At 76.4% G+C, this 19,486-nt stretch carries 18 protein-coding genes and 1 pseudogene; 10 read left to right on the forward strand and 9 right to left on the reverse strand.

From position 1 onward, the window contains the following. The first annotated feature begins 132 nt into the window (after positions 1-132). Genes D5H78_RS19585 through D5H78_RS14240 form a run of 3 tightly spaced genes read left to right on the forward strand, consistent with a single transcriptional unit; the run spans position 133 to position 5,052 of the window. The gene (locus D5H78_RS19585; RefSeq protein ID WP_177891247.1) at positions 133-2,409 is read left to right on the forward strand and encodes a transglycosylase domain-containing protein; all 2,277 of its coding nucleotides are present in this window, start codon (positions 133-135) and stop codon (positions 2,407-2,409) included. Positions 2,410-2,455: 46 nt separating this feature from the next. Then, positions 2,456-3,898: a glycosyltransferase family 87 protein gene (locus D5H78_RS14235; protein ID WP_218566627.1), complete on the forward strand. Its 1,443-nt coding sequence runs from the start codon at positions 2,456-2,458 to the stop codon at positions 3,896-3,898. A 32-nt stretch (positions 3,899-3,930) separates the two neighbouring features. Then, complete coding sequence (locus tag D5H78_RS14240) at positions 3,931-5,052, forward strand: mannosyltransferase family protein (RefSeq protein ID WP_218566628.1); 1,122 nt, start codon at positions 3,931-3,933, stop codon at positions 5,050-5,052. Between the two features lie 41 nt (positions 5,053-5,093). On the opposite strand, the gene D5H78_RS14245 is transcribed toward D5H78_RS14240, so the two are convergent. The 4 genes from D5H78_RS14245 to D5H78_RS14260 form a co-directional block, all read right to left on the reverse strand. Then, entirely contained in the window at positions 5,094-5,654 is a 561-nt protein-coding gene (locus D5H78_RS14245; RefSeq protein ID WP_119951175.1) for an antibiotic biosynthesis monooxygenase, read from the reverse strand. Then, positions 5,651-6,691: an alanine racemase gene (locus D5H78_RS14250; protein WP_119951176.1), complete on the reverse strand. Its 1,041-nt coding sequence runs from the start codon at positions 6,689-6,691 to the stop codon at positions 5,651-5,653. The genes D5H78_RS14245 and D5H78_RS14250 overlap by 4 nt, the downstream gene beginning before the upstream one ends. Positions 6,692-6,704: 13 nt before the next feature. Beyond that, positions 6,705-7,832 (reverse strand): lipid II:glycine glycyltransferase FemX, encoded by a 1,128-nt coding sequence (locus D5H78_RS14255; RefSeq protein WP_119951177.1) that lies wholly within the window; start codon positions 7,830-7,832, stop codon positions 6,705-6,707. 106 nt (positions 7,833-7,938) lie between these two features. Continuing rightward, on the reverse strand, positions 7,939-8,742 hold the full coding sequence (locus tag D5H78_RS14260) for a deoxyribonuclease IV (RefSeq protein ID WP_218566629.1): 804 nt from the start codon (positions 8,740-8,742) through the stop codon (positions 7,939-7,941). Positions 8,743-8,803: 61 nt separating this feature from the next. Here D5H78_RS14260 and D5H78_RS20495 point away from each other — a divergent pair. The 5 genes and pseudogenes from D5H78_RS20495 to rplI form a co-directional block, all read left to right on the forward strand. Beyond that, positions 8,804-9,097 (forward strand): annotated as a pseudogene (locus D5H78_RS20495) (thiamine-binding protein); the annotation flags it as partial. 476 nt (positions 9,098-9,573) lie between these two features. Further along, positions 9,574-9,864, forward strand: a complete 291-nt coding sequence (gene rpsF / locus D5H78_RS14270; protein WP_119951178.1) for a 30S ribosomal protein S6 — start codon at positions 9,574-9,576, stop codon at positions 9,862-9,864. A gap of 46 nt (positions 9,865-9,910) precedes the next feature. Then, positions 9,911-10,477: a single-stranded DNA-binding protein gene (locus D5H78_RS14275; RefSeq protein WP_119951179.1), complete on the forward strand. Its 567-nt coding sequence runs from the start codon at positions 9,911-9,913 to the stop codon at positions 10,475-10,477. Positions 10,478-10,627: 150 nt separating this feature from the next. Continuing rightward, a complete protein-coding gene (rpsR, locus tag D5H78_RS14280) occupies positions 10,628-10,864 on the forward strand; it encodes a 30S ribosomal protein S18 (RefSeq protein WP_119951180.1) in 237 nt (78 codons plus the stop codon). Positions 10,865-10,878: 14 nt separating this feature from the next. Next, the gene (gene rplI, locus D5H78_RS14285) at positions 10,879-11,325 is read left to right on the forward strand and encodes a 50S ribosomal protein L9 (protein ID WP_119951181.1); all 447 of its coding nucleotides are present in this window, start codon (positions 10,879-10,881) and stop codon (positions 11,323-11,325) included. A gap of 100 nt (positions 11,326-11,425) precedes the next feature. On the opposite strand, the gene D5H78_RS14290 is transcribed toward rplI, so the two are convergent. The 3 genes from D5H78_RS14290 to D5H78_RS14300 all read right to left on the reverse strand — a co-directional run bounded on the left by D5H78_RS14290 (position 11,426) and on the right by D5H78_RS14300 (position 15,234). Then, entirely contained in the window at positions 11,426-12,940 is a 1,515-nt protein-coding gene (locus D5H78_RS14290) for an MDR family MFS transporter (protein ID WP_119951350.1), read from the reverse strand. Positions 12,941-13,094: 154 nt separating this feature from the next. After that, positions 13,095-13,739: a TetR/AcrR family transcriptional regulator gene (locus D5H78_RS14295; RefSeq protein ID WP_165865753.1), complete on the reverse strand. Its 645-nt coding sequence runs from the start codon at positions 13,737-13,739 to the stop codon at positions 13,095-13,097. Positions 13,740-13,839: 100 nt separating this feature from the next. Then, on the reverse strand, positions 13,840-15,234 hold the full coding sequence (locus tag D5H78_RS14300) for an MATE family efflux transporter (protein WP_425472962.1): 1,395 nt from the start codon (positions 15,232-15,234) through the stop codon (positions 13,840-13,842). A 320-nt stretch (positions 15,235-15,554) separates the two neighbouring features. On the opposite strand from D5H78_RS14300, the gene dnaB reads away from it, so the two are divergent. Together dnaB and D5H78_RS14310 are read left to right on the forward strand one after the other, a co-directional pair. Beyond that, a complete protein-coding gene (gene dnaB, locus D5H78_RS14305; RefSeq protein ID WP_218566665.1) occupies positions 15,555-17,021 on the forward strand; it encodes a replicative DNA helicase in 1,467 nt (488 codons plus the stop codon). 129 nt (positions 17,022-17,150) lie between these two features. Beyond that, the gene (locus D5H78_RS14310) at positions 17,151-17,420 is read left to right on the forward strand and encodes a hypothetical protein (protein ID WP_119951185.1); all 270 of its coding nucleotides are present in this window, start codon (positions 17,151-17,153) and stop codon (positions 17,418-17,420) included. An 88-nt stretch (positions 17,421-17,508) separates the two neighbouring features. Here D5H78_RS14310 and D5H78_RS14315 read toward each other — a convergent pair whose 3' ends face one another. Both D5H78_RS14315 and D5H78_RS14320 read right to left on the reverse strand, forming a co-directional pair. Further along, positions 17,509-18,378: an ABC transporter permease gene (locus D5H78_RS14315; protein WP_119951186.1), complete on the reverse strand. Its 870-nt coding sequence runs from the start codon at positions 18,376-18,378 to the stop codon at positions 17,509-17,511. Continuing rightward, positions 18,375-19,373: an ATP-binding cassette domain-containing protein gene (locus D5H78_RS14320; protein ID WP_119951187.1), complete on the reverse strand. Its 999-nt coding sequence runs from the start codon at positions 19,371-19,373 to the stop codon at positions 18,375-18,377. The genes D5H78_RS14315 and D5H78_RS14320 overlap by 4 nt, the downstream gene beginning before the upstream one ends. Positions 19,374-19,486: the final 113 nt, after the last annotated feature.

Here is a 19,486-nt window from a genome sequence, read left to right on the forward strand (position 1 = left end):
GCGACGCGCCGGGGCCGGTGCCCGCACCGCTGCGGCCCGCACCGGCCCGTCCCGGCTCACGCCGGGCCGCCGCCGTGCCGAAGCAGGTGCGACGGCAGCACCCGCGAGACGACCCCGACCCCCCGGAGACCCGTGAAGATCCGCTACCCCCGCCAGGGCGTGCCGGGCGTGCGCCGCTTCCTGCCCTCGTGGAAGCTCGTCGTCGGCCTGGGCGCCCTCGGCGTGCTCGCCGTCGTCGGCGCGTTCGGCGTGGCGTACGCCCTGACCGACGTCCCGGAGGAGAACGAGGAGGCCACGGCCCAGGCCTCCATCGTCACCTGGGCCGACGGGCGCGAGATGGGCCGCTTCGGCGTGACGAACCGCGAGGCGGTCGACGTCACGACGCTGCCGGACCACGTCACGCGGGCCGTGCTGGCCGCGGAGGACCGCTCCTTCTACGAGAACAGCGGCGTCAGCCCGCGCGGCATCGCCCGCTCGGCGTGGAACAACCTGCGCAGCGACGCCACCCAGGGCGGCTCGACGATCACGCAGCAGTACGTGAAGAACGTGTACCTCACGCAGGACCGCACGCTCTCGCGCAAGGCCCGCGAGTTCTTCATCGCGCTCAAGGTCGACCGCGAGCGGAGCAAGGACGAGATCCTCGAGGGCTACCTCGACACGATCTACTGGGGCCGCTCGTCGTACGGGATCCAGACGGCCGCCAAGGCGTACTTCGGGGTGAGCGCGCAGGAGCTCACCGTGGCGCAGGCGGCGTACCTCGCCGGGATCATCCAGTCGCCCGGGTCCTACGACCCGGCGCAGGACCCGGAGCGGGCGCGGGCGCGCTGGGAGCACGTGCTCGACGCCATGGTCGAGGAGGGCTGGCTGGCGCCGGAGCAGCGGGCGCGCCAGCGGTTCCCCGAGCTGGTGGAGCACACCCGCACCAACCGCTACGCCGGCACGACCGGGTACCTGCTCGAGCAGGTGCGCCGCGAGCTGCGCGCGAAGGGCTTCACCGACGCGGAGATCGACGGCGGGGGCCTGCGGGTGCGCACGACGTTCGACCGCCGCGCCCAGCGCGACGCCGAGGAGGCGGTGCGCGAGGAGGGCCCGGACGAGGTGCCCGACGACGTCGACCTGCACACCGCGCTCGTCGCGCTGCGCCCCGGCGACGGCGGCGTGGTCGCGATGTACGGCGGCGAGGACTACCTGGAGAAGCAGTACGACGACGCCGTGCAGGGCGCGACGCAGCCCGGCTCGACGTTCAAGCCGTTCGCGCTGGCGGCCGCGCTCGAGGACGGCATCTCGCTGGAGACGACCTTCGACGGCTCGGACGAGCGCAGCTTCGAGGAGTACGAGGACGGGCGCCCGGTCCCGAACTTCGGCGGCGGCGACTACGGCTGGATCGACCTCGTGACCGCGACCGAGAGCTCGGTCAACACGGTCTACGTCGACCTGGGCCTGGAGGTGGGCCCGGAGAGGGTCATGGACGCGGCCGTCCGGGCCGGCATCCCGCCGACCACCGAGGACCTCAACGCGTACCCGTCGAACGTCCTCGGCGTGGCCAACGTCCACCCGGTCGACCTCGCCGAGGCGTACGGCACCTTCGCCGCGCAGGGCGTGCACGCGGACTGGTACACGGTCGCCGAGGTCCGCTCGCCCGAGGGCGAGCTGCTGCTCAAGGGCGGCGGCGGCGCGCAGCGCGTCTTCGACGAGGACGCGATGGCCGACCTCACGTACGCCCTCACCCAGGTCGTGGAGGACGGCTCCGGCTACGCCGCGCAGGACCTCGGCCGCCCGGCGGCCGGCAAGACCGGCACGACGAACGGCGGGCGCTCGGCGTGGTTCGCCGGGTACGTCCCGCAGCTCACCGGCGTCGTGGCGCTGTGGGACGGCGACGACGACCCGAGCCTCGACGGGGTCGGCGGGCGCAGCAGCGTGACCGGCGGCTCCTTCCCGGCGAGCATCTGGACGGCCTTCATGGAGGCCGCCCTCGACGACCTCGACCTGCCCGAGGAGGACTTCCCCGACCGGGCGTACGTCGGCGACGAGGACCGCGGCTCGGCGCCCGAGCCGACGGACAGCACGCAGGACGAGCCCGCCGGGGAGCCGTCGGAGTCCCCGACCGAGGAGCCGGTCGAGGAGCCGTCGGAGTCGCCGAGCGAGGAGCCCTCGGAGTCCCCCTCCGAGGAGCCGACGGCGGCGGACCCGAGCCCGACGGACGAGCCGACCCGCGAGGAGCCGGTCGAGGAGCCCACCGACGGCCCGACCGGCGGCGACGGCGGCGGCGGTGAGGGCGGCGACGGCGGCGACGGCGGCGACCAGGGCGGCGACCAGGGCGGCGACCAGGGCGGCGACCAGGGCGGCGGCACCGGCGGCGGCCAGGGCGTCGCGGCGCCGCCGGCGACCCCCGGGGTCCGCGAGCCCTGAGCCCGGCCCCGTCGGCCCGCCGCCCGCCGCCCGTAGGGTGCGGCGGGTGCGAGGGAACGAGGAGGGCGCGCCGGACCGGGTGCTGCCGAGCCGGGAGGACCCGGTCGCCCGGGCGACGTCCGAGGTGCTCGGCGGGCCGCTGGGCCCCCGGGCGCTGGCCGGGGTGTCCGCGGCGCGGGCGCTGCCGGTGCTGCTGGCGCTGACGACGCTCGCGATGGTCCTGGCGGTGCTCGTCAAGCAGCACTGCCGCACGCAGGGGTGGGACGCGCCGGGGCAGTTCGTCCACCTCTGCTACTCCGACCTGCCCTCGCTGTTCTTCTTCCGCGACATCGGCAGCGGGGCGGTGCCCTACCTGTCCGACGTGCCGCCGGACGCCGTCGTGGAGTACCCGGTGCTCACCGGGCTCGTCATGTGGGTGACGGCCCTGCTCGTGCCGGGGTCCGGGGAGACGGCCGAGCGGGCCCTGACGTACTTCGACGTCAACGTCGTCGGCCTCGCCGCCTGCGCGCTCGTGCTCGTCTGGGCGACGGCGGTGACCGCCCGGCGCCGGCCGTGGGACGCGCTGCTCGTGGCGGTGTCGCCCAGCCTGGTCCTCGCCGCCACGGTCAACTGGGACCTGTGGGCGGTGGCGCTGCTCGCCCTGTCGATGCTCGCCTGGGCCCGCGAGCGCCCGGTGCTCGCCGGGGTGCTCCTCGGCCTCGCGACGGCGGCGAAGTTCTACCCGCTGCTCGTGCTCGGGCCGCTGCTCGTGCTCTGCCTGCGCGCCGGGCTGCTGCGCACCTGGTGGCGCACCCTCGGCGCGGCCGTGCTCGCCTGGCTCGCCGTCAACGTGCCGGTGGCCCTCGCCGCGCCCGAGGAGTGGGCCCGCTTCTACCTCTTCTCCCGCGAGCGCGGCGCCGGCTTCAGCTCGGTCTGGTACGTCATGTACCAGCAGGGCGTCGGCGTGCCGACCGTCTCGGCGCTCAACCTGCTCGCGACCGGCCTGCTCGTCGCGTGCTGCGCCGGCGTCGCGTGGCTGGCGGTCGCGGCGCCGCGGCGCCCGCGCCTGGCCCAGCTGGCCTTCCTCGTCGTCGCGGCGTTCCTGCTGACCAACAAGGTCTACAGCCCGCAGTACGTCCTGTGGCTCCTCCCGCTCGCGGCCCTCGCCCGGCCGGTGTGGCGCGACCACCTCGTGTGGACCGCCGGCGAGGTCGTGCACTTCGTGGGCATCTGGCTCTTCCTCGCCGGCTTCCCGAACGACGGGGACCCGGACCGGGCGCTGCCCGAGGGGCCGTACGGCGTGACGGTGCTGCTGCACGTCGCCGGCACCCTCTGGCTCGTCGCCCTCGTCGTGCGCGACGTGCTGCACCCGGAGCACGACCCGGTGCGCGCCAGCGGCGACGACGACCCGCACGGGGGGCCGCTGGACGGCGCGCCCGACCGCCTCGTGCTCGGGCCCGCCCGCCGCGCCGCCCGCGCCCGGCACGCGGCGCCGGCGGTCCGGCCCTGAGCGCGGCCCCCGGCCCGGCGGCCCGCGCCACCGTGGCGCTGCGCCCGGGCGAGCGGCGCGCCCTCGCGCTGTGGGCCTGGACCCGCGTCGCGGTCCTCGTGGCCGCGGGGGCGGGGGCGTACCTCACCGCCCGCGAGGACGTGCTCGCCGGGCCGCTGGAGCGGTGGGAGCGCTGGGACGTCGTGCACTTCGAGGCCGTCGCGCGCGGCGGCTACGACCAGGAGGGGCCGACCCCGTACGCCGCCTTCTTCCCGGCCCTGCCGCTGCTGCTGCGGGCCCTGGGCGCGCTGGGGCTCGACCTCACCGCGGCGGGGCTGCTCGTGTCGCTCGTCGCCGGGGCGGTGGCGGTGGTGGCCCTCGTGCGGCTCGTGGAGGAGGCGGGTGGCGCGCACCCGGACGGCACCGGCGAGCGCGCCGTGCTGCTCCTGCTCGCCTCGCCCTGCGCGGTGTTCCTGGCCGCCGGCTACACCGAGGCGCTGTTCCTCGCCCTCGCCCTGCCCGCCTGGCTCGCCGCGCACCGCGGGCGGTGGTGGGCCGCGGGCCTGCTCGCCGGGGCCGCGGGCCTGGTCCGGGTCACCGGGCTCTTCCTGGCCGCCGCCCTCGTCGTGCAGTGGCTCGTGCAGCGCGGGCGGCGCCCCCCCGGGCGCGCGGACCTGCCGGACCTCGCCGCGCTGGGCACCGCGTTCGTGCCGCCGCTGCTCTTCATGGCCCACCTGCGCCTGGTCACCGGCGACTGGCTGGCGTGGGTGCACGCGCAGCAGGACGGGTGGTACCGCCGCCTCACCGACCCGGTCGAGGCGTGGCGCACCACGTGGGACGCGGCGTTCGACGACGGCCCGCGGCCCGTGGCCGAGCTGCTGACCTTCCGCGCCGAGCTCGTCGCGGTCGTCGTCGGCGTCGTGCTGCTGGCGGTGCTGCTGCGGCGCCGGGCGTGGGGGGAGGCGACGTACGTCGGCCTGCAGGTCGCGGCGTTCTCGACCTCGACGTGGTTCTTCTCCGTGCCGCGGGCGACGCTGCTGTGGTGGCCGCTGTGGGTGCTGCTGGCCGCCTGGACGCTGCGCCGGCCGTGGGCGCTGCGCGCCTACCTCGTGCTCAGCGTGCCGCTCGCCGTGCTGTGGGTCACGACGTTCACGACCGGGCGCTGGGCGGGCTGACGGCCCGCCACCGGCGCGTCACGGACCCGTCGCCGGCCCGTTCACCGGCGCAGCCAGGGCTGCAGGGCCCGCGTCACCGCGGGCAGCACGAGGTAGGTCATGACCGGTGTGAGGAGCAGCGTCAGCAGCAGCGTGCGCCACAGCACCGGCCACGCGGCCGTGGCGCCGCCGACCGTGGCGTTGGCCGCCAGGCTCACCGGGAAGAAGCCGCACCAGATGACCGTCGCCTGCTTCCAGCGCGGCGGGCCGGTCGTCGCCGGGGCGGGCGCGCCGGCGGCGGGCGCCGCGTCGAACCAGCCCTCGACGCCCGTGCGCCGCTCGGTGCGGGTCTCCTCCACGATCCCCTGCGCCGACGCGAGCCACCACCGGCGCTGCGCCGAGCGCTCCCACGCCGCGAGCTGGTCCGCGCGCGCGAAGCGGTAGAGCATGTGCCACTCGTCCGAGCCCTCGCCGGCGCGGACCCAGCCGAAGCCGAGGAAGCCGGGGAACCCCTCGGCCAGCGCCGCCCCGGCGCGCACCCAGGCGCTCATCTCCGGCGCCCGGTCGGGCGGGGAGCGCCGGGTGACGGCCGTGGTCACCGTCGGGGCGTCGGCCCCGCTCACCGCAGCACCACCCGGTCGAAGGTCGAGGTCGTCATCCGCACGTCGCACTCCAGCTCGTCGCCGATCGCGGGCGCGGGCACGTCGGCGGGCAGCAGCAGCATCGACACCTGCATGTGGGGCGGCTCGGCGAACCAGCGCCGGCGCCCCGCGACGGTGAACGGCGAGAGCGTGAGCCCGGCGGCCTCGAGCCCCCCGCCGACGGCGACCTTCGCCCGGGCCACCAGCCCGGTCACGGCCTTGGGGGCGACCAGGCCGACGCCGTGCGCGGTGCCGCCGGAGACCACGACGAGGGTCCCCGGGAACGGCGCGCGCCGCTGGCGGTAGCCGTACCGCTCGCCGCGCGCCAGCGGGGTCGCGTCGAGCACCGTGCCGGTGGCCCGCGCCGCTCCGCGGTCGCCCAGCCAGAGCGCGGTGCCGGTGCGCGGGCGCAGCACGAGGGGGGCCAGGTCGTGCTCGAGGCGCCGCAGCTGCGCCGGCCCCAGGTGCGACACCCAGAGCGTCCCCGGCTCGATGCCGGCCCCGCGCAGCAGCGCCACGGCGTCGACGACCTGGTCCGCGTGGGTGCCCTGCCCGGGCCCGAGCGGCAGGTGCAGCGCCCAGCCCTCGACGTCGACGCCGCCGAGCAGGCCCGCCACCTCGGGGAGCACCTCCGGGGCCAGCCCGTGCCGGCGCAGCGTGGTGCGCAGCTCCAGGACGACCCGCGCCCGCGGCGTGCGCCCGCCGAGCGCCCGCAGCGACTCCACGTGCGAGACGGTCCGCACCAGGCGGGGGTCGTCCGGCGCGTCCGCCGTCCCGTCGTGGTACGGCGTGAGCACCAGCACCGAGCCGTCGTACGCCGTCCGGACCCGCGCCACCTCCTCGGGCACGCCGACCGCGACGGCGTCGACCCCGAGGCGCGCGGCCTCCTCGCCGAGCCGCTCGAGGCCGAAGCCGTACCCGTTGCCCTTCGCGACCGGGACGAGCCCGGGGGTGTCGGCGACGACCGAGGCCAGGTGCTTGCGCCAGCGCTCGGCGTCGACGGAGAGCGTGAAGGTCACCGCGCGCCCCCGCTCACCGGCGCGCCAGGTACGTCTCGAAGGCCCGGTGCAGCAGCCGGTGGAGCGGCAGGTCCCACTCCCCCAGGTACGCCAGCGCGTGCCCCCCGGTGCCGAGCTTGAACTGCACGAGGCCGAAGAGCGGGTCCTGCGCGTCGAGGGTGTCGCTGATGCCGCGCAGGTCGTACACCGCGCAGCCGGCCGCGTGCGCCTCCTCGACCATCCGCCACTGCACGGCGTTGCTCGGGCGCAGCTCGCGCCGGTGGGACGCCGAGGCGCCGTACGAGTAGGTCGCGTGGTCGCCGACGGTGACGAGGGTGGCGGCCGCGAGCGGCTCGCCCTCGTGCTCGGCGAGGAACAGGCGCAGACGGCGCGGGTCCTCGGCGCGCATCGCGCGCCACATCCCCTCGAAGTAGCCCAGCGGCCGCGGGACGAAGCCGTCGCGCTCGGCGGTGTGGACGTAGAGCGCGTGGAAGGCGGGCAGGTCCTCGGCGCCGCCCTCCCGCACGACGACGCCGCCCTTCTCCGCCTTCTTGACGTTGCGGCGCCACAGCTGGTTGAGCCCCGCGCGCACCTCGTCGAGGCTGCGCCCGGCGAGCGGGAGCTGGAAGACGTGCCGGGGCTGCCCGGCGCTGAAGCCGTGCCCGTCGCCGTCCTCGGCGGGCGGGCGCCAGCCCTGGGCCGCGAGGCCCTCGCGCAGGCCCGCGACCCACGGCGTCGTGGCGTCCGGCGGCACGTCGCCGAGGCGCCGCGCGGTGCCGGCGGCGACCGCGGCCTTGAGCGTCGCCGCCTCCCAGCGCTCGACCTCGACCGGCGGGCCCATCCGCACCGCGAAGGCGCCGCCGCGGCGCAGGTGCCCGACGAGGGGCACGAGCCAGCCGGCCACGTCCTCGGCGACCTGCTCCCACGGCAGCGACGGCCCCTCGGGCAGGTAGGCGAGCGTGCGCCCCAGCACCGGCAGGCGCCGGTGCAGCACGAGCCCGGCGCCCACGAGGCGTCCCGAGCCGTCGTCCCAGCCCACGCTCTCCGCGCGCCAGCCCGCCTTGACCTCACCCCAGGAGGGGCACTGCAGGGGGCTCACCGACGGCTGCTCCGCGATGAACGCGAGGTGCTCCTCGCGGCTGATCTGCCGGACGCGGCGCATGCGCGGGCGGTCCCCCCTCTGGTTCGTGCGCCGGTCTGCGCCGGCCCCTCCTGCGGGGCCCGCCCTGCCGCGACCGGCCCCTGACGACGGTAGTGCTCCGGCGCCCCTACCCCGGCAGGCGCTCCCGCAGCCAGGCCAGGTCGGCGGCCTGCCCGTCGACGCCCCCGGGCGTCTCGACGACCACGGGCGCCCCCGCGGCCGCGACGACGGCCACGAGCTGCTCGGGGTCGACCTGCCCGCGCCCGAGGGCCTCGTGCCGGTCGCGCCCGGAGCCCGCCGCGTCCTTGGAGTCGTTGCAGTGCACCAGGTCGATGCGCCCGGTGACCGCCTTGAGGCGGTCGACGACGTCGGCGAGGTCCTCCCCGCCGGCGTGGGCGTGGCAGGTGTCGAGGCAGAAGCCGATGCGCCCGTCGGGGTCGGCCGCCGCGACGGCGTCCCAGAGGCGGGCCACCGCGTCGAGCCGGCGGGCCATCGCCTGGTCCCCGCCGGCGGTGTTCTCGATGAGCACCGGCACCTTCGCGTCGAGCCGCTCCACGGTCTTGCGCCAGTTGTCGAAGCCCGCGGCCGGGTCGCCGTCCTTGAGGACGTGCCCGCCGTGCACGACGAGCCCGGCGGCCCCGACCTCGGCGGCGAGGTCGACGTGCTGCTGGAGCAGCTTGCGGCTCGGGATGCGGATCCGGTTGTTCGTCGTCGCCACGTTGATGACGTAGGGCGCGTGCACGTAGAGCGCGACGCCGTCCTCGCGGGCGGCCTCGCGCAGCGCCGCGGCGCCCCCCTCGCGGGCCACGACCGGCGCCCGCCACCCCTGCGGGTCGCCCAGGAAGAACTGCACGAGGTCCGCGCCGCGGGCGGCGGCCTCCGCGAGCGGGTCGGCCTGGTCGACGTGGGCGCCGAGGAGGAGCGTGGTCACGCCGACGAGCGTACGGCGGCCGTCCGACGGGTCCCGTCCCGCCGGTGGCAGGCTGGGGCGCGTGATCGTGGCCTTCAGCATCAGCCCGTCCGGCGGCGACGCGGACGGGGGCGTCAGCGAGGCGGTGGCGGAGGCGGTGCGCGTGGTGCGCGCGTCCGGGCTGCCGTGCGAGACCAACGCGATGTTCACCAACGTCGAGGGCGAGTGGGACGAGGTCATGGCGGTGCTCGGGCGGGCCGTCGACGTCGTCGCCGCCCGCGCGCCGCGGGTCTCCCTGGTCCTCAAGGCGGACGTGCGCCCCGGGTGGACGGGCCAGCTGTCGGCCAAGGTGGAGCGCCTCGAGGCGCGCCTCGCGGGTGAGGGGGCGGCCCCGGGCGGGCAGGGGGCGGGGGACCGCACGCGCCCCGAGCAGCAGGAGGACCCCGTGAGCGACCAGCAGCCCCGTACCGGCGCCGACGGCCCCGTCGACCCCGAGGACCTCGCCGCGGCGCACGGGCAGGACCCGGAGCGCCCCGAGGTCGTGGAGCGCTTCGCCCGCCGGCTCGACGAGCAGGGCCGCGAGGCCGCGGTCGAGGACGCCGTCTCCGACGAGCGGGTGCGCGCGAACGACGTCGGGCGCACGCAGAGCACCGGCTACCCGTCGGTGGAGAACCCCTAGCACCGCTCGTCCACAGGCCCGGGCCGGCGACGCCGCGCGACCGGTACCCTGGGACGACCGCGCAGGGCCCCCGCCGTCCGCACCGGACGGTCCCGGAGGCCCCTGCACGACGCACGCAGCCCTCCTGCCACGGAGAGACCGTGGCCGCTGAGTCCGAAGGAGGTGGGTCCGCCATGCGTCACTACGAGCTCATGGTCATCCTCGACGCCGACCTCGAGGAGCGCACCGTCGGCCCGTCGTTCGACCAGTTCCTCAACGTCGTCCGCCAGGGCGGCGGCACGGTGGAGAAGGTCGACGTCTGGGGCCGGCGCCGCCTGGCGTTCGAGATCAAGAAGAAGAGCGAGGGCATCTACGCCGTCGCCGACCTGCGGGCCACGCCCGAGGTCGTCAGCGAGCTGGACCGCCAGCTCAACCTCAACGAGGCCGTCCTGCGGACGAAGATCATCCGCCCCGACACCCGCTGAGCGCACCACCCGTCCCGCCCGCCCCGACGCAGCGAGGAGCAGCCCCATGGCAGGGGAGACCGTCATCACGGTCGTCGGCAACCTGACCGACGACCCCGAGCTCCGGTTCACCCCGAGCGGGGCGGCCGTCGCGAACTTCACCATCGCGTCGACGCCGCGCACCTTCGACCGCCAGAGCAACGAGTGGAAGGACGGCGACGCGCTGTTCCTGCGCTGCTCCATCTGGCGCCAGGCGGCCGAGAACGTCGCCGAGACGCTGCAGCGGGGCATGCGGGTCGTCGCCCAGGGCCGGCTGCGCCAGCGCTCCTTCGAGACGAAGGAGGGCGAGCGGCGCACCGTCGTCGAGCTCGAGGTCGACGAGATCGGCCCGTCGCTGCGCTACGCCACCGCGAAGGTCCAGAAGACCTCCCGCGGCGGTGGGGGCGGCGGCTTCGGCGGCGGCGGCCAGGGCGGCGGGTACGGGGGCGGCTCCGGCGGCGGCCAGGGCGGCGGCTGGGGCGGCTCCGGCGGCCCCTCCGGCGCCGACGACCCGTGGTCGACCCCGCCCTCGGGCGGCGGCGGCCAGGGCGGCGGCGGCTGGGGCGGCTCCGCGGGCGACGAGCCGCCGTTCTAGCCCCGGCGCACCTGCGCCGCTCGCGCCTCCCGCTGCACCCGCACGAGCGCACCACCCGCGGGCCCCGCGCCCGCACCGACGTCCACCCACCATTCCGGGCCGCCTCCTGCGCGGACCAGCGCCCGGGCCCAGACGAACTGGAGCACCACAATGGCCAAGCCTCCGCCGCGCAAGCTGAAGAAGAAGGTTTGCGTGTTCTGCAAGGAGAAGATCACCTACGTCGACTACAAGGACACGGCGCTGCTGCGGAAGTTCATCTCCGACCGCGGCAAGATCCGTGCCCGTCGCGTCAGCGGCAACTGCACCCAGCACCAGCGCGACGTCGCGACGGCCGTGAAGAACAGCCGCGAGATGGCGCTGCTGCCCTACACGAGCACCGCGCGCTGAGGGAGGGGACCCACGTGAAGCTCATCCTCACCCAGGAGGTCTCCGGCCTCGGCGGCCCCGGCGACGTCGTCGAGGTCAAGGACGGCTACGGCCGCAACTACCTGGTCCCGCGCGGGCTCGCCCTGCGCTGGACCCGTGGCGCCGAGAAGGACGTCGAGGCCCTGCGCAGGGGCCGCGCCGCCCGCGAGATCAAGGACCTCGGCGCCGCCAACGAGGTCAAGGGCCGCCTCGAGGGCCTGACCGTCACCCTGCCGGTGCGCGCCGGCTCGGGCGGTCGGCTCTTCGGCTCGGTCACCGTCGCCGACGTCGCCAAGGCCATCACGGCCGCCGGCGGCCCGGAGGTCGACCGCCGCCGCATCGAGGTCGACCAGCCGATCAAGTCGCTCGGCGCGCACCGCGTCTCGGTCCGCCTGCACCCCGAGGTGCTCGCGACCGTGCCGGTGGAGGTCGTCGCGTCCTGACGCGCGGCCCCGCCCGGGCACCACGCACGAGGCCCGCACCCCCTCCCGGGGTGCGGGCCTCGTCGCGTCGCGGCGTCGCGCGGGTGGCGCGGCGGGCGCGTCAGTGCACGGGTGCCGCGCCCTCCTCGGCGAGGCGCTCGGCGCCGGACGTGGTCTTCAGCGGCACCTCGCGGATGAGCAGCACGACGCCGAGGGCGAGCGCCGCGAGCGGGGTCGCGATGAGGAAGAGCTCGGCGGTGCCGGCGGCGTACGCCCCCTGAACGAGCCCGAGCACCTCCGGCGGGAGGGCGGCGACGTCCGGGACCGCGGTGTGCCCGCCGCCGCCCCCGCCGCCCGCCGCGCCGAGATCGGAGGACACCCGCGCGGCGAGCACCGCGCCGAGCACGCTCACGCCGATGGTCCCGCCGAGGCTGCGGAAGAACGAGATGACCGAGGTCGCGGCGCCGAGCGCCGCGGCCGGGACGTCGTTCTGCGCGGCGAGGACGAGGTTCTGCATGAGCAGGCCGACGCCGGTGCCCAGCACCGCCATGTGCAGGCCGAGGGCCCAGACCGGGGTCCCGGCGTCGAGCGTGGACAGCAGCCCGAAACCGAGCGTCATGAGCACGCCGCCGGCGACGAGGAACCGCTTCCACCGCCCGGTGCGGGTGATGAGCGCGCCGGCGACCGTCGAGGACACGAGCAGCCCGAGGACCAGGGGCAGGCTCATGAGGCCGGCCCGGGTCGGCGAGTAGCCGAGGGCGACCTGGAAGTACTGCGACAGGAACACCGTCCCGCCGAACATGGCGATGCCCACGAGCGCGCTGGCGACGGTGGCGAGGGTGACGGTGCGGTGGCGGAAGATCGTCAGCGGCACGACGGGCTCGTCGACGCGGGCCTCGACGAGGACGGCGAGGGCGAGCAGCGCGGCGCTGGCGCCGACCATCGCCGCGGTCTGCCAGGACGCCCAGGCGAAGTCCGTGCCGGCGAGGGTCACCCAGACGAGCAGCAGGCAGACGCCGGCGGTGATGAGCGCCGCGCCGAGCCAGTCGATGGAGCGGCGGCGGCGCACCTGCTCGAGCTCGAGCGTGCGCTGCAGCAGGACGATGGCGAGCAGGCCGAACGGCACGCCGACGAGGAACGTCCAGCGCCAGCCGAGCCACGAGGTGTCGACGAGCACGCCGCCGATGAGCGGGCCGGAGACGGTGGCGACGGCGAAGACCGCGCCGAACACGCCCGCGTACCGGCCCAGCTCGCGCGGCGGGATGATCGCCGCCATGACGATCTGCACCAGGGCGGTCAGGCCGCCCGCGCCGATGCCCTGCAGCGCGCGGGCCGTGATGAGGGTGCCGATGCCCTGCGAGAGCCCGGCGAGCAGCGACCCCGCGACGAAGACGACGAGCGAGAGCTGCACCAGCAGCTTCTGGCTGTAGAGGTCGGCGAGCTTGCCCCACAGCGGCACGCTCGCGGTCATCGCGAGCAGCTCGGCGGTGACGACCCAGGTGTAGACGGACTGGCTCGCGCCGAGGTCGGCGATGATCACCGGCAGCGCGTTGGAGACGATCGTCGCGGCGAGGATCGCGACGAACATGCCGGTCATGAGGCCGGAGAGCGCCTGGAGCACCTGTCGGCGGTCCATGCGGCTGGCGGGCAGGGCGGTGCCCTGCCCGGGCGGGTCGGCGGTGGCGGTCACGGTGGTCCTCCGGGGGTGGTGCGGGTACGGGGCGCGCTGCCGGGCGGCGTCGGCCGGCGCGCGGGACGGGCTGGTGCGGGGGGTGCGGGGGCTGCCGGGCTCAGGGGCCGGTGGCGGTGGCGACCGCGGCGAAGGCCTCGTCCACGAGGCCGGCGAGCGGCGCGGCGCCCCCGCCGCGCTGCCACTCCACGAGCGCGTGCCGGGCGGTCGCGGACGCGACCGCGGCGAGCAGGCGGGGGCGCGCGTCCTCCGGCGGTGCCCCCGCGCGCTCGGCGAGGGCCGCGGCGAGCTCCTGCTCCTCGGCGGTGCCGGCCGCCACGAGCCGCGGCAGCAGCGAGGGGGTGGCGGCGATGACGTCGAGGCGCACGAGCCAGTCGTCCCGCTCGGCCTCCAGCGCGGCGAGCCGCACCCGGAGCACGCGCCGGCAGGCCTCCCACGCCGGCAGCGCCGGGTCCTCGGCGAGCAGCGCCGCGCGCACCTCGCCGGGCACGCGGCCCACGGGGAAGACGAGCGCCTCCTCCTTCGACCCGAAGTGGTTGAAGAAGGTCCGGTACGACACGTCGGCGCGCGCCGCCACCTCCTCCACCGTCACCGCGTCGAGGCCCCGCTCGGCAGCGAGCTCGAGCACGGCGGCGGCCAGCGCCGCCCGCGTGCCCCGCTTCTTGCGCTCGCGCAGGCCGGGGGCCGGCGCGCCCGTGGGCGCTGCCGCCCCCGTCCCGGCCGTCGCCGCCGTCCCCTCGGTCACGCCCCCAGTGCACCAGAATCGCTGCAGTCTGTGCAACGTTTCCCGGTGTGCAGCGGGCGTGGCGCGCACCACGTCCCCGCTCCCTCCACGAGGGGCACCCTCAGGCGCGCGTGGCCCCGGTCACCAGCCAGGCGTCGGAGCGCCAGCGCAGGACGAGCGTCACGAGGCGGGCGAGCATGAAGCCGCCGAAGGCCCACCACAGGGCGCTCAGCCCCGCCGACGTCGCCGCGACGAGCAGGGCCAGGGGCGCGTACACGACGAGGGTCACCACGCCCGCCGCGGCGAGGTAGCGCCCGTCGCCGGCGCCGATGAGCACCCCGTCGAGGGCGAACACCACCCCGGCGACGGGCTGCTGCACCGCGGCCACGAGCAGGACCCCCGCGAGGAGGGCCTGCACGGCCGGGTCGGGGCTGAACCAGCCGTCGTACGCGGGGCGCAGCGCGACGACGAGCGCGCCGAGGACGGCGCCGCTCACCGCGCCCCAGCCCACCATGCGCCGGGTGGCGGCCCGCGCTGTGGCGACGTCGCCGGCGCCGAGGTGCCGCCCGACGAGGGCCTGCCCGGCGATGGCGACGGCGTCGAGCGCCAGGGCGAGCAGGCCCCACAGCGCGAAGGCCACCTGGTGGGCGGCGACCGCCGTGTCGCCCTGGCGCGCGGCGACCCAGGTGGTGAGCAGGATCGCCGCGCGCAGGGTGAGGGTCCGCACGAGCAGCGGCGCGCCGGCCGACGCCGCGGCCCGCGCGCCGGCCCAGGACGGGCCGAGCGGGGTGCCGGCGCGGCGGGCCCCGCGCACGACGATGCGCAGGAAGGTCGCGGCCATGGCGGCCTGGACGAGCACGGTCCCGAGGGCCGACCCCGCGACGCCGAGGCCGGCGCCGTGCACGAGGAGCAGGTTGAGCGGCGCGTTGACGGCCGCCCCGGAGGCCGCGACGACGAGGGGCGTCCGGGTGTCCTGCAGGCCGCGCAGCACGCCGGTGGCCGCGAGCACGAGCAGCATGGCCGGGATGCCGGGGGCGCTGGCGAGCAGGTACGTGCGGGCGTGCCCGGCGGCTGCGCTCTCGGCGCCGAGCGCGCGCACGACGGGCCCGGCGGTCGCGGCGGCGAGCACGGCGAGGCCGGCGCCGAGGCCGGCCGCCAGCCACAGCCCGTCGACGCCCTGGCGCAGGGCGCCGGCGAGGTCGCCCGCTCCCACCCGGCGCGCCACCGCGGCCGTCGTGGCGTAGGCGAGGAAGACGCACAGGGCCACGAGCGTGGTGAGGGCCGCGCCGGCCACCGCCACGCCGGCCAGCTGCGGCGTGCCGAGATGGCCCACCACGGCCGTGTCGGCGAGCACGAAGAGCGGCTCGGCCACGAGGGCCCCGAAGGCCGGCACCGCGAGGCGCAGGATCTCCGCGTCCAGCGGGCTCGGCCGGGGTACGAGCCGGCGGGCGGCGGAGCGGCGCGCGGGGCCCGCGCCGGGCCGGGGGCTCGCCGGGGTGGTCGGCACGGTAACGATCGTACGCCGCACCTGGTCCTTACCCGCCCGCCGGGACCGGCCGTCCGGCCGTCCCCTGGCCCGTCCACAGGCCGTGGACGCCGTGGGGGCAGCCCGTGCGGCGCGGCGGCCCCCCGCCCGGGCGCGCCGTCCCCAGCGCCGTCCCCAACCGCGTCCCCCGGCGCCCCCAGGGCGTCCCCAGCCTTCTCCACAGCCTGTGCACAGGGGTGGCGGGGAGGCGTTGGACCCCGTGGCCCGGCGCCGCCTAGCCTCCCGCGAGCGCCGCGGCCGGCAGCGCCCGCGGACCACGTCCGCGGACCTGTCGGACCCGGGACGTAGGACTGCTGCGCGAGCAGCGGACGAGCCGCCCGGGCGACCGGGCGCCGACGACGAGGGGGGAGCGCGTGAGCGTCGCGCAGCTGCAGGGCGGGCACGGCGGTGACCTGCCGGAGCCGCGCGGCGGGCGCGACGGGGGGCGGGACGCGGCGTACGAGCGGGTCCCGCCGCAGGACCTCGCCGCCGAGCAGTCGGTGCTCGGGGCGATGCTGCTGTCGAAGGACGCCATCGCCGACGTCGTCGAGGTGCTGCGCGGCGGCGACTTCTACAAGCCGGCCCACGAGCTGGTGTACGAGGCGGTCCTCGACCTCTACGGCCGCGGCGAGCCGGCCGACGCGGTCACCGTCGTCGCCGAGCTCACCAAGCGGGGCGAGGTCGCGCGCGTCGGCGGCGCGCCCTACGTCCACACCCTCATCTCCACCGTCCCCACCGCGGCCAACGCCGGCTACTACGCGCAGATCGTGCGTGAGCGTGCCGTGCTGCGCCGGCTCATCGAGGCCGGCACGCGCATCGTGCAGATGGGGCAGGCCGCCGACGGCGGCGAGGCCGACGAGATCGTCGACCGGGCGCAGGCCGAGATCTACGCTGTGACGGAGCGGCGCACGTCGGAGGACTACGCGCCGCTGTCGGACATCATGGAGGGCGCCCTCGACGAGATCGAGGCGATCGGCTCGCGCGGCGGCGAGATGGTCGGCGTCCCCACCGGCTTCGCCGACTTCGACCAGCTCACCAACGGCCTGCACGGCGGGCAGATGATCGTCGTCGCGGCCCGCCCCGCGGTAGGCAAGTCGACGCTGGGCCTCGACATCGCCCGCTCGGCCGCGATCAAGAACCAGATGGCGACGGTGATCTTCTCCCTGGAGATGGGCCGCAACGAGATCACCATGCGCCTGCTCTCGGCCGAGGCGCGGGTGCCGCTGCACCACATGCGCAGCGGCACGATGAGCGAGGACGACTGGAACCGCCTGGCCCGGCGCATGGGCGAGGTCTCCGCGGCGCCGCTGTTCATCGACGACTCGCCGAACATGTCGATGATGGAGATCCGGGCCAAGTGCCGCCGGCTCAAGCAGCGCAACGACCTCAAGCTCGTCGTCATCGACTACCTGCAGCTCATGAGCTCGGGCAAGCGGGTCGAGTCCCGCCAGCAGGAGGTGTCGGAGTTCTCCCGCGCCATCAAGCTGCTCGCCAAGGAGCTCGAGGTCCCCGTCATCGCGATCTCCCAGCTCAACCGCGGGTCCGAGCAGCGGACCGACAAGAAGCCGCAGATGTCCGACCTGCGCGAGTCCGGCTCCATCGAGCAGGACGCCGACATGGTCATCCTGCTGCACCGCGAGGAGCTCTACGAGCGCGAGTCCCCGCGCGCGGGCGAGGCGGACTTCATCGTGGCCAAGCACCGCAACGGCCCCACCGCCACGATCACCGTCGCCTTCCAGGGGCACTACTCCCGGTTCGTCGACATGGCCCAGATGTAGGGCAGGCGCCGCCGGCGGGACGGTCGCGGGCCACCCGATGCTCACGCACCGGTCGCCGGAGCCGGGTGACCGCCCGGTGCGACGGGGTACGGCGGTGCCGTCCAGCACCCGTCGAACCGAGGAGCCGTCGTGCCCCAGGTCCCGCAGCCCGTCACCGACGACAGCATCGCCGTCCGCCAGCTCTCGCACTACCAGTTCAGCTGGGTCGCGGGGGAGCCCGGCCAGCCCGGGACGTACACCCTGCAGCTCGTGCTCGACCAGGGCGCGTGGGAGGAGGTCCTCACGCTCGACCCGGACGACGCGGACAACCTGCAGGACCTGCTCACCGCGCAGGGGACCGTGCACTACGACGTGCGCCGGCGCGTCCTCATGTTCGGCGTGAAGCAGCCGGGCAGCTGAGAGCCCGGGCGACGTGGTCGACGGCGCCGGCCCCCGACGCGGGGGCCGGCGCCGTCGTGCGTCCCGGCGACGGTGCGGCGACGGTGCGTCAGCCGCGGCTGCCGTACCGGCGCATGGTGAGCGGGCCGAACACGGCGACGAAGAGCGCCGACCAGCCCAGGACGAGCAGCACGTCGCCGCCGTCCGCCGTGCCGTGCATGAGCCCGCGCACGCCGGTGGCCAGGTGGCTGATGGGGTTGACGCCGACGACCGCCTCGAGCCAGCCGGGCATCGTCGCGGGGTCCACGAAGATGTTGCTGCCGAAGGTCAGCGGGAACAGCACCATCATGCTCGTGCCCATGACGGAGTTCGGGGTGCGCAGCACGAGCCCGAGGTAGGTCCACGCCCAGCCGAGGCTGAAGGCGAAGACGAGCAGCAGCGCCACCCCCGCGAGGACGCCCGCCACGCCCGCGTCCGGGCGGAAGCCCAGCACCACGCCGAGGACGACGACGATCGTCGAGGCCAGGGTGAAGCGCACCGCGTCGCCGAGCAGCGCGCCGACCATCGCCGAGGGGTGCCAGACCGGCAGCGAGCGGAAGCGGTCGAAGACGCCCTTCTCCCGGTCGGTGTTGAGCGCGACGCCGGTGTACATCGTGATCATGACGACGGTCTGCACGAGCACGCCCGGCAGGAAGTACTGCACGTACGCCGACACCGAGCCGGCGAGGGCGCCGCCGAACAGGTACGTGAACATCAGCGTCGTGATGACCGGGAAGGCCGTCACGTCGAACAGCTGCTCGGGCACGTGCTTGATCCGCAGCAGCGCCCGCCAGCCGAAGGTCGCGGACGCGCGGGCGGCCGACGGCCGCGGCGGGCGCACTCCGCCGACGAGGGCGGCGTGCAGCGCCGCGGGGTCGTGGGGCTGCCCGCCCGCCGCGCTGCTGGTGCTGGTCGTGCTCGTCGTGCTCGTCGTGGTCATGCCGGCACCTCCTCGGTGCGCTCGCCGTCCGCCTGGCGCGGTACGGACCCGTCGTGGGCGGTACGGCCGGTGAGGGCCAGGAAGACCTCGTCGAGGCTGGGCTGGCCGAGGGCGAACTGCGCGACCGCGAGCCCGGCGGCGTCGAGCGCCGCGAGCGCCCGCGCCACCGGGGCGGCGTCGTCGCCGACGCGCGCGGTGAGGGCCGCCGGGTCCGCCGCCCGCTCGACGTCGACCCCGAGCTCGCGGACCAGCAGCTCGCGGGCCCGCTCCCGCTCGTCGGGGTGCAGGACGCGCACGTGCAGCGCCCCGGCGCCCACCGAGGCCTTGAGCTGCCCGGGGGTGCCCTCGGCGATGACCCGGCCGGTGTCGATGACGCTGATCCGGTCCGCGAGCTGGTCGGCCTCGTCGAGGTACTGCGTGGTGAGCAGCACCGTCGTGCCGGTGGCGACGAGCGCGCGGACGATGTCCCAGACCTGCCCGCGGCTGCGGGGGTCGAGCCCGGTCGTGGGCTCGTCGAGGAACACCAGGTCCGGGCGCACGACGATGCTCGCGGCGATGTCGAGCCGCCGGCGCATGCCGCCGCTGTACTTCTTGACCTGCCGGCCCGCGGCGTCGGTGAGGCCGAAGGCGGCCAGCAGCTCGTCGGCGCGGGCCTTGGCGCCGGTGCGGGAGTGCCCCAGCAGCCGGGCGAGCAGCAGGAGGTTCTCGCGGCCGGTGAGGTCCTCGTCGACCGAGGCGAACTGCCCGGTGAGGCTGACCCTGCCGCGCACGGCGTCGGCCTCGCGCACGACGTCGTGGCCGAACACCCGCGCGGTGCCGGCATCGGGGCGCAGCAGGGTGGCCAGCACTCGGATGGTCGTCGTCTTGCCGGCCCCGTTGGGGCCGAGGAAGCCGTGCACCCCGCCGGTGGGCACGCGCAGGTCGACGCCGTCGACGGCGGTCGTGCCGCCGAACCGCTTGACGAGGCCCTCGGTCTCGATGGCCGGGACGTCCACGGCTCAGCCCTCCCGCTGCGGCGGGCTCGGGGCGGTGCTGGGGGGCTGCATCGGCGTCTCCTGGGGGACGGGCCGCGGCGCGGCCGCTCGAGGGGTGGACCCCCGGGACGTCC

It is taken from the genome of Vallicoccus soli (genome assembly GCF_003594885.1).
Lineage (GTDB): Bacteria > Actinomycetota > Actinomycetes > Motilibacterales > Motilibacteraceae > Vallicoccus > Vallicoccus soli.